At 59.5% G+C, this 12,336-nt stretch carries 12 protein-coding genes; 6 read left to right on the top strand and 6 right to left on the bottom strand.

Translation table 11 applies throughout. From position 1 onward, the window contains the following. Nucleotides 1-159 precede the first annotated feature (159 nt). From G5154_RS17985 to G5154_RS17970, 4 genes are read right to left on the bottom strand one after another with little or no spacing between them, the layout of a single operon-like run. Nucleotides 160-321: a hypothetical protein gene (locus tag G5154_RS17985; RefSeq protein ID WP_323913175.1), complete on the bottom strand. Its 162-nt coding sequence runs from the start codon at nt 319-321 to the stop codon at nt 160-162. A 13-nt stretch (nt 322-334) separates the two neighbouring features. Continuing rightward, on the bottom strand, nt 335-2,059 hold the full coding sequence (locus tag G5154_RS17980) for an N-acetylmuramoyl-L-alanine amidase (RefSeq protein ID WP_421251360.1): 1,725 nt from the start codon (nt 2,057-2,059) through the stop codon (nt 335-337). After that, nucleotides 2,050-2,523 (bottom strand): tRNA (adenosine(37)-N6)-threonylcarbamoyltransferase complex ATPase subunit type 1 TsaE, encoded by a 474-nt coding sequence (gene tsaE / locus G5154_RS17975; protein WP_005339056.1) that lies wholly within the window; start codon nt 2,521-2,523, stop codon nt 2,050-2,052. The genes G5154_RS17980 and tsaE overlap by 10 nt, the downstream gene beginning before the upstream one ends. 10 nt (nt 2,524-2,533) lie before the next feature. Then, nucleotides 2,534-4,045 carry an NAD(P)H-hydrate dehydratase gene (locus G5154_RS17970; protein ID WP_421251361.1) on the bottom strand — a complete coding sequence of 504 codons (1,512 nt, stop codon included), beginning with the start codon at nt 4,043-4,045 and terminating at the stop codon, nt 2,534-2,536. A 60-nt stretch (nt 4,046-4,105) separates the two neighbouring features. Between G5154_RS17970 and queG the strand changes: the two genes are divergently transcribed. Together queG and ppgK are read left to right on the top strand one after the other, a co-directional pair. Continuing rightward, nucleotides 4,106-5,260: a tRNA epoxyqueuosine(34) reductase QueG gene (gene queG, locus G5154_RS17965; RefSeq protein WP_421251362.1), complete on the top strand. Its 1,155-nt coding sequence runs from the start codon at nt 4,106-4,108 to the stop codon at nt 5,258-5,260. 109 nt (nt 5,261-5,369) lie between these two features. Continuing rightward, nucleotides 5,370-6,113: a polyphosphate--glucose phosphotransferase gene (gene ppgK / locus G5154_RS17960; RefSeq protein WP_421251363.1), complete on the top strand. Its 744-nt coding sequence runs from the start codon at nt 5,370-5,372 to the stop codon at nt 6,111-6,113. Between the two features lie 100 nt (nt 6,114-6,213). Here the strand turns inward: ppgK and G5154_RS17955 are convergent, their stop codons facing one another. Further along, nucleotides 6,214-6,669: a hypothetical protein gene (locus G5154_RS17955; protein ID WP_421251364.1), complete on the bottom strand. Its 456-nt coding sequence runs from the start codon at nt 6,667-6,669 to the stop codon at nt 6,214-6,216. A 504-nt stretch (nt 6,670-7,173) separates the two neighbouring features. Here G5154_RS17955 and metN point away from each other — a divergent pair. The 4 genes from metN (at nt 7,174) to rfaH (ending at nt 10,274) form a co-directional block, all read left to right on the top strand. Beyond that, entirely contained in the window at nt 7,174-8,217 is a 1,044-nt protein-coding gene (gene metN / locus G5154_RS17950; protein ID WP_204419570.1) for a methionine ABC transporter ATP-binding protein MetN, read from the top strand. Further along, nucleotides 8,198-8,851 carry a methionine ABC transporter permease gene (locus tag G5154_RS17945; protein ID WP_164537646.1) on the top strand — a complete coding sequence of 218 codons (654 nt, stop codon included), beginning with the start codon at nt 8,198-8,200 and terminating at the stop codon, nt 8,849-8,851. The genes metN and G5154_RS17945 overlap by 20 nt, the downstream gene beginning before the upstream one ends. Nucleotides 8,852-8,876: 25 nt before the next feature. Next, nucleotides 8,877-9,677 carry a methionine ABC transporter substrate-binding lipoprotein MetQ gene (metQ, locus tag G5154_RS17940; protein WP_421251365.1) on the top strand — a complete coding sequence of 267 codons (801 nt, stop codon included), beginning with the start codon at nt 8,877-8,879 and terminating at the stop codon, nt 9,675-9,677. Between the two features lie 96 nt (nt 9,678-9,773). Further along, on the top strand, nt 9,774-10,274 hold the full coding sequence (gene rfaH, locus G5154_RS17935) for a transcription/translation regulatory transformer protein RfaH (RefSeq protein ID WP_058057235.1): 501 nt from the start codon (nt 9,774-9,776) through the stop codon (nt 10,272-10,274). A gap of 59 nt (nt 10,275-10,333) precedes the next feature. Here the strand turns inward: rfaH and G5154_RS17930 are convergent, their stop codons facing one another. Then, a complete protein-coding gene (locus tag G5154_RS17930) occupies nt 10,334-12,310 on the bottom strand; it encodes a HAMP domain-containing methyl-accepting chemotaxis protein (protein ID WP_421251366.1) in 1,977 nt (658 codons plus the stop codon). Between the last annotated feature and the right edge of the window lie 26 nt (nt 12,311-12,336).

The raw sequence follows: 12,336 nt of genomic DNA, 5'->3' as shown, positions 1-12,336 counted from the left end.
ACCAACCGGAATCTGGTTGGCCAGGATAGGGGGTAATATACGGATCGGCATCACTTGCTCCTGAATTTCAATCTTGCGGATAGGGAGCCGTTCCACCACCTCTCCACCAACCGGAATCTGGTTGGCCAAGATAGGGGGCAATATACGGATCGGCATCACTTACTCCTGAATTTCAATCTTGCGGATAGAGAGCCGTTCCACCACCTCTCCACCAACCGGAATCTGGTTGGCCAGGATAGGGGGTAATATACGGATCGGCATCACTTGCTCCTGAATTTCAATCTTGCTGATGGTATTGGCTAACAGCGAGAGCGGTATCACCCGCTCCCGCGCGTCAGTTTTGCGGAATGTAGAGTACCTGCCCTACCTGAATATTCCGCGATTTGAGCTTGTTGATCTCTACCAGTCGCGCCTGACTCACCCCATGCTTCTCGGCAAGGCGGGAGAGACTCTCCCCCCGCTTGACCACATGGCGGATCATCTGCGACTTGTCATCACTGCGAACGGGGGCGGCAGCGCGGCTCTGCCCCTGCTGGGGAATATAGATGGTCTGACCAATCTGAATATCCCGGCTGCGCAGCTGGTTGATCTCTATCAAAGTGGATTGACTCACTCCATGCTTCTCGGCAAGGCGAGAGAGACTCTCGCCACGTTTGACCACATGGCGGAGCATCCGAGATTTGTCATAGTCGCCCACATTGCTAACCGGCGCACCAGAATCTTGCGCAGCCTCAGAATAGGGCTTGATCACACCGGCACCTGAACCGGTCGCAGTAGCGCCGTCACGCACTGTAGCCGGCATCTTGTTGGTCACCACCGGCTGCGACTGCACCGGCTTGGGCTGGCTCACCGGCTGCGAAGCTACCGGTGCAGAGCGAGTGGTCGCAGCAGGCCTGCTCGCCTGTCCCTTGCCGGTCAGCATGGCCCCCTTGGTCGGGTGGGCGCGGTAATAGTTGCGGATCCCCTCGAAAATGGCGCGGGCCAGCTGATCCTGATAGCTTGAGGTGGCCAGCAGCTTCTCTTCCGCATGGTTGGAGATAAAGCCGGTTTCGACCAGCACCGAGGGAATATCCGGCGCCTTCAGCACAGCCAGACTGGCATGCTCCGGCGCCTTCTTGTGCAGTCGGGCAACCTTGCCCAACGAGCGCAGGATCTGACGGCTGACGTCGTAGCCTTCGGCACGGGACTTGTCCATTGAGAGGTCGAGGAAGGTCTGCGCCAGATAGGGGTTGGGATCGGATTCCGCCAATACCTTGCCAACCCCGCCCAGCAGCTCACCCTGCTTCTCCTGCTTCTCCAGCCAGCTTCCCATCTCGCGGTTGGCACGGTTGGTCGAGAGGACCCAGACAGAGGCGCCACGCGGAGTGGAGTTATGGAAGCTGTCCGCATGGACCGACACCAGCAGATCCGCCTTGGCCTTGCGGGCAATCTCGGAACGCTTGTTGAGGTCGACGAAATAGTCGCCACGACGGGTCAGCACGGCGCGCATCCCCGGCTCGCGGTCGATCAGCGCGGCCAGCTTCTGGGAGACCGCCAGCGTCACTCGCTTCTCATAGGTACGACGTGGACCGATGGAGCCCGGGTCTTCCCCACCGTGGCCTGGGTCGATGGCAATCACCACCCCCTTGCCCTTGCCACCCACTGGTGTGGCTTGTACCGCAGCAGCCGACCGCTTCTCTTCATAAGGTAGATCGATCACCAGACGGTGACCATAAGGCCCGGCTGGTGCCAGCGGAAAGACCACCGGCGTGATGGCGGAGCTGAGATCCAGTACCAGCCGCAGGCCACCCTTCTCCAGCGGAGTGCTCTCACGTATCTTGCGCACCAGCTCGCTGTTGTTCTCGACCCGGGCCAGATTGGCAGCGTTGCTCGCCCCTTTCAGATCGATCACCAATCTATCGGGGCCAGCCAGGGTGAAGTAGTTGTAGTTGGGGGCACTGCTCATATCGAGCACCACCCGGGTATTATCCGGTGATGGCCAGATTCGCACACTCTTGAGCTGATTTGCCCAGGAGGGGAGCGCCATCAAGGAGAGAGCAATAACAAGGATCAAGCGCACGTAGATGACAACCGTTCCAGAATGGCTTCGCCAATAGCAGTGCGAGCCTCTATCAGAACCTCGCGCTGCTCGCCTACATAGGTGAGGGTAATTTCCAGGTCTGGGGCCGGTAACCAGCCCTCGCCCTTCTCGGACCACTCCACCAGACAGAGAGTATTGGCGGCAAAATAGTCCCGAATGCCCATGAATTCCAGCTCTTCCGGATCAGCCAGGCGATAGAGATCGAAATGGTAGACCTGCCAGCCATCGAGTTCGTAGGGCTCGACCAGGGTGTAAGTCGGGCTTTTTACCTTGCCCTGATGGCCAAGGCCCTGCACCCAGCCGCGGGTAAGGGTGGTTTTACCGGCGCCAAGCGTGCCATGCAAAAACACTGTAGTCGCCTGCTGGCAGGCCTGTGCCAGACGGCCACCAAGTGCCACGGTTGCTGCCTCGTCCGGCAGTGTCATCATCAACTGTTTTGCCATGTTCTTCTTTTTAACTTGTAATGGTGTCGGGATTAACCAGTTTGCGGATCAGCGGCAGCAAGTCTGACGCCAGCATGCCCCGCTCGCCGTCAGCGGCGGCCTGATCTGCAGCCTCGCCGTGGATCACGGCGCCCAGCCAGCTTGCCATGGTGGCAGACCAGCCCTGGGCCAAAAGGGCGGCGATTATACCAGATAACAGATCGCCCATGCCGCCACTTGCCATGCCGGGATTGCCTTCACAACAGAGAGCGACCCGCTCGCCGTCATAAATAAGTGTTCCCGCCCCTTTTAACAAAACCACACCGCCATAACGCCGCTGCAGTGCCTGCACGGCGGCAAACCGGTCGGTTTCAATCTCGGCAATGGAGCATCCCAGCAGGCGCGCTGCTTCGCCGGGATGGGGCGTGAGCACCCAATTATCCTGATGGCGGGGAGATTGCGCCAGCCAATTCAATCCATCGGCGTCCAAAACCAATGGCAACCGATCGGTGAGATAACGGGCAATTTGCCCCCTTCCCCAATCATCCTGACCGAGCCCGGGGCCAATGACCCGCACCGACGCCCATCCCTCGTCATCAGCGGTGATAAGACTCATTAGTTCGGGTTGATAAAGACTGACCGGCGGATGCTCCGGATGCTGACACACCCGCACCAGCCCAGCCCCCGCCCGCAGGCAGGCGCGGGCCGCCAACACGATGGCCCCCTGCATGCCGCGATTGCCCCCCACCAGCAGTACCTTGCCATAAGAACCCTTGTGGGAAGCGCGCGGGCGCGGGGTCAGCTGCGCGCTGAGCAGTGGATAATCGATACGCCAGGCGGCGGGCAGCATAGCTTCATCAGGCGTCACGCCTAGGGGATCACAGTCGAGCTGGCCGACACAATCCACCCCGTCGCCGGTGAGCATTCCCTGCTTGATACCGATAAAGGTGAGGGTGCGAGTGGCCTGCACCACGGCCCCCATGGCACGGCCGGTATCGCCGTTGAGGCCGGAGGGGAGATCCACCGCCAGCACGGGCACAGCCAAGCCATTGATTGTTGCGACGATCTTTGTCAGTAGTGGCGAGAGGGACGTGTTGACGCCGGTGCCAAGCAGGGCGTCGACCACCAGATCCGGGGTGGTGTGCTGGTCCTTATCAAACTGCTCGGCCAGCCAGACCCGGCCACCGGCCGCCAGCCACTCATCGGCGGCCCGTCTGGCATCCCCCTTCAGCTGGTCGGGTGCTCTGGCGGCAATCACCACCACCTCGATGCCAATCTGGCGGGCAAGGCGGGCCAGCACATAGCCATCACCGCCGTTATTACCGGGGCCGACGAAAATCCACCAGCAGCGACTGTCGGGCCAATGCAGGGTGGCATAGGTGCGCAGCGCGGCACCGGCTCGCTCCATCAGGGCATAGAGAGGTTGCCCCTCACGCGCGGCCCAGTTGCGCTCCAGTGCGCGGATCTGTTCAGTCTGCCACAACCCCTGTGGTAAACTGCTCCCCTCTTTTGTGCCCAACGCGCCCCTGATGATCTCTACCATGACGGCTCCCGCCTCTTATCAATCGACCCACGCCAGCAAACACCGGCCAGGCCAAGCCGCATGAGCGCACCTGACTTCCACCAGCTGGCCCACGATATCAAGCTCTGGGCACGGGAGCTAGGTTTTGACCAGGCGGGCATCACCGACACCGATCTGCGTATCGAAGAGCCGAGATTGCAGGCCTGGCTGGATGCGGGCTATCACGGCAGCATGGATTACATGGCGCGCCACGGCATGATGCGCGCGCGCCCCCACGAGCTGTTGCCGGGCACGATGCGGGTGTTGTCGGTGCGGATGAACTACCTACCGTTCGAGGCGGGCTTCGCCGCTACCCTGCGCGATCCGGCCCTCGGCTATATCAGCCGCTATGCTCTCGGTCGCGACTACCACAAGGTGCTGCGCAACCGGCTCAAACAGCTGGGTGATCGCATCGAAGCGCGCTGCGCCGAGCTGTTTCAAGGCACTGAAGAGACCTTGGGTGAGTGGCGCCCCTTCGTCGACTCCGCCCCCATCCTCGAGCGGCCACTGGCGGCCAAGGCGGGCCTCGGCTGGGTTGGCAAACACTCACTGCTGCTCAACGAATCGGCTGGCTCCTTCTTCTTTCTCGGTGAGCTGTTGATCAACCTGCCGCTGCCGCTCGACCAGCCAGTGGAGAAGGAGCTGTGTGGCAAGTGCGTCGCCTGCATCAACATCTGCCCGACCGGCGCCATTGTCGCCCCCTATGTGGTAGATGGCCGCCGCTGCATCTCCTATCTCACCATCGAGAACGATGGCCCTATTCCGGAAGAGTTCAGGCCCTTGATGGGCAACCGCATCTATGGCTGTGACGACTGCCAGCTTATCTGCCCCTGGAATCGCTATGCCGATGCCAGCCCGGAACCCGATTTCAGCCCCCGCCCCAGCCTGCATCGCCCGCCCCTGCTGGACCTGTGGTGCTGGAGCGAAGCCGAGTTCCTCAAACAGACCGAGGGGAGCCCGATCCGCCGCATCGGCTATCAACGCTGGCGCCGCAATCTGGCGGTAGCCCTTGGCAACGGCCCGGCGACCCCCGAGGTAATCGCCGCCCTGCAACTGGGACTGACCACCGCCGAGCCTATGGTGGCCGAACATATCGAATGGGCGCTGGCCACTCTGGCACTGCGTCAGGATGAGGAGAACAAGAAAACCCGTTTGCTGATCCGCTGCATCGAAAAAGGTTTGCCGGATCACGCATAAGTGATCTGCCCCTTGCCGGATTGCAGCACTTTTTTCATGCTCTGCCGACCCGTCGTGATCAACACTGCGATCAAGACAACATGGTCGGCACACTAAAAGGACATTACAGATGCAAATGTTGGGAGTGGATATTGGAGGCTCGGGGATCAAGGGTTGCCTGGTCGACACCGAAACAGGCGAACTGATCGGCGAGCGTCATCGCATTGCCACACCGCAACCGGCCACCCCGGCCGCCATCGCCCATACCCTCAAGGCACTGGTCGAACACTTCGACTGGAAAGGGCCGGTGGGCTGCGGTTTTCCAGCCACCATCCACAACGGGGTTGCCAAGAGTGCCGCCAACATCGACAAGAGCTGGATTGAGACCGATGCCGAACATCTGTTTGCCGATGTCACCGGCAAACCCTGCTATGTGCTGAACGATGCCGATGCAGCGGGTCTGGCCGAGATGCGCTTTGGCGCAGGTAAAGATCGCAAGGGGGTCATCATCCTCATCACGGTCGGCACCGGTATCGGCACCGCCATCTTCGTCAACGGCCATCTGCTGCCCAACACCGAGCTGGGTCACCTGATGCTGGAAGGAATGGTCGCCGAGCACTACTGCTCCGATGCGGTGCGCAAACGGGAAGATCTCTCCTGGAACCGCTGGGGCAAGCGCTTCAACAAGTATCTGGCCCGCCTCGAGTTTCTCTTCTCCCCCGACCTCTTCATTCTGGGGGGCGGCAGCGCCGCCAAGCTGGATAAATTTGTCGATCGCATCGAGACCCGGGCACCGCTGATTCCAGCGGCCAGCCTCAATCAGGCAGGGATTATCGGAGCCGCTCTCTACGCAGCCGAACGGCATCAGGGCTGATTGCCCAGCAACACAGTCCCTTATAACCCTCCTATAAAAGAAGGGCCCGGCATTACTGCCGAGCCCTTCTTTTTATCTGCGTACCAATCCTTCCGGTTTCCTACATATCATCAAGCCGATGAACCCCATGCACCAAGCGGTGCAGGCGCGTCTGTTCCAACGCAGCCAGATTGTCGAGCATGGTTGCAATAGCAGGCGTCGGACACTCCCGAGCCAGATGACCCAACTCACCGACCAGCTGCTCCTCCCAGCGACAAACCAGCGCAAGGATCTCCCCAGTTTGAGCCGAGGCTGGCAGCTCGCAACCGGTAATGGCAGGCAGCATATCCTCGCTAAAACCCTGCTCCAGCCAGGTTTCCCTGACCGCCTCTCCCAGCTGAGCGGCATATTCGTGCAGATGGGCACTGGCCGCATCCTCACGCCCTTGCAGATAGACCAGCAACATCCGGCTGCGCTCGCTATCCACCTGGTTGCTCAAACGCCGGTAACAAAGGCCGAGCTGGTGGTGAACCTGCTCAAGATAGTGCAGCAGCTCTTTGATCTGTTGGAATCTCATCGCACTGCCCTCCATGCTTGTCGACAACATCAGTATAAAAAAACGGCGCCACCGACCCAATACCTATCCGAGCCCCCTTGCGCTGCATCAAGGTTGACGCCGACAAAGTGGCCGCCAGGTGAGCCTGTCACGAATAGGGAACGATTTGTGCAGCAATTTGTGCAACGATGGAGGAGCATTAAGCTCGACAGCAGATGTGAACAGAAACGGGCTGACACACTAATAAAACCAGCATTTACCCGGTATAAACCATCTTTAATTCGGTCATATCCCGTAGGGACGAAACAGGATCTGGCAGAGCAACAATACCATCCTGATTGTTATCCGCCTGACAGAAATACTTATCACTTTTTTAGACGTCTAGACGTAAAAACATGCGTTGACATGGCCATCCAGACATCTTAGCATCATCCTCCATGATGACAGAGTAACCCAGTGGAACCTCTGCCCAATTTCCCCGCCTGTAGCGCCCTGTGCTTTAAGGCTGTTAGCACGGAAGAATCCATGATTAAGTTGATCGGTCTCAACAAAGTCTACGGTACTGGCAGTGACGCCGTGCACGCCCTGCGTGATGTGAGTCTGCATGTACCCCAAGGCAAAATTTTCGGGGTGATCGGTGCCTCCGGTGCCGGCAAGAGTACCCTCATTCGTTGTGTCAACCTGCTGGAGCGCCCGACAGAGGGTCAAGTCATCGTTGATGGCCAGGATCTGGTCGCCCTGAGCGAACGGGATCTGACCCAGGCTCGCCGCCAGATCGGGATGATTTTCCAGCACTTCAACCTGCTTGCCTCCCGCACCGTCTCCGCCAACATCGCCTTTCCGCTGGAGCTGGCAGGCTGGAGCAAAGAGAAGATCCAGCAACGGGTTGCCGAGCTGCTGGCACTGGTCGGGCTGGAAGCCCGTGCCCAGGCCTATCCGTCCGAGCTTTCCGGCGGTCAGAAACAGCGCGTCGCCATTGCCCGCGCACTGGCACCCGCCCCCAAGGTACTGCTCTGCGACGAGGCCACCTCGGCCCTCGACCCGCAGACCACCCGCTCGATCCTGACCCTGCTCAAGGAGATCAACGTCAAGCTGGGGCTCACCATCCTGCTCATCACCCACGAGATGGATGTGGTGAAGGGGATCTGTGACGAAGTGGCCATCATCAGCGACGGCCGCCTGATCGAACAGGGCGAAGTGGCTTGGTTCTTCAGCAATGCCAAGACCCAGCTGGCCCGTGACTTCATCCACTCCACCATCCATCTGGAGGTACCGCAGGAGTATCAGGATCGGATGAGCAGCGAGCGGGTGCCGGGCAGCTACCCGCTGGTGAAGCTTGGCTTTACCGGCAGCACGGTCGATACGCCGCTCATCTCCGAGGCAAGTCGCCGTTTCAATATCGACATCAGCATTCTGAGCGCGGACATCGAGTACGCCGGTGGCGTCAAATTCGGTTTCCTGCTGGCCGAGCTGTTCGGGGATGAAGCCCAATGCGAGGCGACCCAGCAGTTCCTTATCGACAACCACATTCAGCTGGAGGTAATGGGTTATGTCCGAAGCCATGATTAATCTGCTCATCACGGCCCTGGGCGACACCCTGATCATGGTGTTTGCCTCCGCTCTGTTCGGCTGCCTGCTGGGTCTGCCGCTCGGCGTGGCACTGCACGTGACCAAGGCGGGCCAGATCCTGGCCAACCCCTTGCTCAACCGTACTCTGGGTATGGTGGTCAACGTGGGTCGCTCGGTGCCCTTTATCATCCTGCTGGTCGCCATCATTCCGCTAACCCGGCTGATTGTCGGCACCAGTATCGGCACCATCGCCGCCATCGTGCCGCTGACTGTCGGCTGCATCCCTTTCATCGCCCGTCTGGTAGAAGGGGCCCTGATGGAAGTGCCGGACGGCCTGCTGGAAGCGGCCAAGGCGATGGGCGCCAAGCCGCTGCAAATAATCACCAAGGTGCTGCTGCCCGAGGCTCTGCCCGGCATCCTCAACAGCGTCATCATTACCCTCGTCACTCTGGTGAACTACTCGGCCATGGCCGGAGCCATCGGTGGCGGTGGTCTGGGGGATGTGGGTATTCGTTATGGTTATCAGCGCTTTGACCCGACCGTCATGCTGGTGACCGTGGTTATCCTGGTAGTACTGGTTCAACTTATCCAGAGCGCGGGTGAGCGCCTGGTCAACAAATGTGATCATCGTTAATCGTCGATTTCTGACAGGAGGTTTTATGAAATTTGGCATCAAATCCGTTGCGGCTGCGCTGCTGGCTGGTCTGGTTCTGGCCGGTTGCGGTCAAAAAGAAGAGAGCAAGGTTCTGAAAGTGGGCGCTATTGCCGGCCCGGAGACCGAACTGGTTGAAGTGGCTGCCAAGGTAGCCAAAGAGAAATACGGTCTGACAGTCGAAGTGGTCAACTTCTCCGACTACGTCACCCCGAACGTGGCGCTGAACGATGGCAGCATCGACGTCAACGCTTTCCAGCACAAACCCTATCTGGATGCGCAAGTACGTGATCGCGGCTTCAAGCTGGTGCCGGTTGGCAACACCTTCGTCTATCCGATTGCCGGTTACTCGAAGAAAATCAAGGCGCTGAGCGAGCTGCAAGATGGCGCCCAGATCGCGGTACCGAACGATCCGACCAACCTGGGTCGCTCGCTGATCCTGCTGGCCAAACAGGGTCTGATCACCCTGAAGGATGGCGCCGGTCTGGAAGCCACCGTACTGGATATCGCCAGCAACCCGCGCAACTTCAAGATTGTCGAGCTGGAAGCAGCCCAACTGCCGCGCTCGCTGGAAGACGTAGACTTGGCCATCATCAACAACACCTTCGCCGGTCAGATTGGTCTGACCCCGACCGAGAACGGCCTGTTTGTTGAGGACAAAGAGTCCCCCTACGTCAACCTGATCGTCGCCCGCGACAACAACAAGAATGACGAGAAGGTCAAACAGTTCGTACAAGCTTTCCAGACCGATGATGTCTACAAGAAAGGTCTCGAGCTGTTCAAAGGCGGCCTGGTAAAAGGTTGGTAATTGCTCACTCGGCAAAAAAGGCCACGCAATGCGTGGCCTTTTTTATTGGCGCCGCTATCATATCCGCGAGCACGGCAACACGAACATACTCATAACATGAAAAAATGGTATCTGGCCTACTGCAAGCCAAAAGAAGAGGCCCGCGCCCGCGCCCACCTCGATGCCCAGGGTATCGAATCCTATTACCCCATGGTGGAGATCGAGAAGCTGCGCCGGGGCAAGCGAGTTCCGGTACGGGAACCCATGTTCCCCAACTATCTGTTTATCTTCGTTGATTTGGAAGAGGTGACACCAGTCACCCTGAAATCGACCCGCGGCATCAGCCGGATCATCCACTTTGGCAGCGAATGGACCCCCATCAGCAGCAAGCTGGTCTATCAGCTGATGAGTCGCGATGACAGCGATGAGGCGAGAGCCAGCTACGCTAACCTGCCCTGCTCGGGCGACAAGGTGCTGATTGAAGAGGGGCCGCTTGCCGGCTTCGAAGCCATCTATATGGAGCCGGATGGAGAGAAACGGGCGATTTTGCTGGTCAGCCTGCTCAACCGGGAGACCACCAGCAGCTTCGACAACCACACCTTCAGACGTCTGGATTAAACCCACGGGCCAGACGGATCGGTGCATGACAGTCGCAATGGCGGGATGATCCCGCCATCTCACGTATCAAGATCAAAGCGGGTGATGACCGCCTTCAGCTTGCCGGTATCACCAGCCAGTCTGGCTACGATCTCCTCCCCCTGCTGACTACGCTGACAAGATTGCCGACTGAGCGCAGCAATGTCATCGACAGTCCCGGATACCTCGGCGGCCACCCGCGACTGCTGCTCGGTTGCCACCGAAATGGCCTCCAGCTGGCCCGACAGCGACTGCACCAGCTGGTTCATGGCACTCAGGATATCGGTCACCAATCCGACTGCATCCCGGCCTTGCTCTACCAACCGGGTACCGCTGCTGACGGTACTCACCGTCTGGCGAGTCTGCTGGGAGATGGCCGCAATAGTCTGGCTGATCTCGGCGGTGGATTGATGGGTGCGGGTCGCCAGCTGGCGAACCTCATCGGCCACCACCGCAAAACCTCGCCCCTGCTCGCCTGCCCGCGCCGCTTCTATCGCCGCATTGAGTGCCAGCAGATTGGTCTGCTCGGCTATAGTGGCGATCACCTCGGTGATCTGCCCCACCTGTTCACTCTGATGCTCCAGCAGCCCCATGGCCTCGTTGGCCTGTCCAATCATGGCGGCAATCTGCTGCATGGTATCGCTCATTCGTGCCAGCGCGGCCTCTCCCTGACGGGTCTGCTGCCGCACCTGATGGGCACCATCCGCCACACCGGCAATGTTACCAGCCACATCACGAGCACTCACCGACATCTGATCGATAGCCGCAGCCACCGCATCTACCCGCTGATCCTGTTCCGTCAGATCCGCCACTATGGCTCTGGTAGTGCTGCCCACATCGAGACAGGCCACCTCGACCTGCCCCACAGCCCCCTGCAACTCCCCGACCAGATGATGTAACTGGGCAGACATCCGGTTGATGGAACCGGTCAAGTCTCCCAACTCATCCTGCCCTGTGATTGGCAAGGGCTCGGCCGCCAGCCGGCCATCCGCAACCTGCCCCGCCCGGGTCACCAGACAGGCAATGTCACGGGTCAGACGACGACTAAAGAGCCAGGCGACTACCATGCCAAGCACGATGGCGCTGCCGGTAGCCAACAGCAGAGTCTGGTTGATGGCCCTCCCGGCTCCGGTCATCTGCGCCGAAATCTGATCCACCTCGGCACGGGTTTTCCCCACCTGCTGGACCAGCTGCTCGCTGAGGCTGGACTGCATCGGCTCGATGTCGGTGGCCATCAGGTAGTTTGCCTGATCCCAATCCGGCGCCTGGCGCTTCTCGATCACCTGCCCCACCAGCTCGGAGAAGGGGGTAGCCATCTCTTCAAACAGCTGCCAGAGGCTCTGCTGGGTGTCGGTAAAGAGCGCGGCTTGCTGTTTAACCTCAGCCACACGCTGCTGATGAAACTGGTAGTAATCCTGATACTTGCTGCGGTATTCGGGGTCGCCTGAGATGAGAAAATCCCGCAGGGCTGAGAGAGAGTTGGCGAGGCTGTTGTAGGCATCCCCCACCTGTTTGAGCAGCATGCGGCGATCGCCGGAGAGTTGATCCTGCGGAGTGCCAACTTCTTCATTGGCAAAGGATTGCAGCTGATCGAGCGCCGCCTCCGCCAGCGGACCCGCCTCCTGCAGCATCAGGGTATGAGCGGGCAGATTCTCTTCACTCTGGGCGATGGTCCACACTTTCTCCTGATGGCTTTTGAAGGTCTCGAGAGACTTGGCGAGCGCCTGACTGAACGTCTGATGGGCAATCGCCTGCCAGGCCGAGTCCCACTCCTGCTTGAGGCGAGAAGCCTGAACCGGATCCTTGCCGAGGATAAGATAGCCACGCAGGGCTGAAACAGTGGCAACCAGCGCCTTCTGACTCGCCTCATCCCGCTGCAGGGCGGGCAGCGCCTGCTCCAGCAGGGTGTGTTGGGCCTGATTGATCTGGGTCAGCCGGTAATAGACCAGCGTGGAGGAGAGCAGGATCAGCAGGTTGATAAAACCGAAGCTGAGCAGCAACTTGTTTGAAATTTTCATGAACATCCTTGTTCAAACGGAGGATC

The organism is Aeromonas sp. 600527, from assembly GCF_049175415.1.
GTDB lineage: Bacteria > Pseudomonadota > Gammaproteobacteria > Enterobacterales > Aeromonadaceae > Aeromonas > Aeromonas veronii_A.
This window is presented reverse-complemented; position numbering and strand designations above follow the sequence as displayed.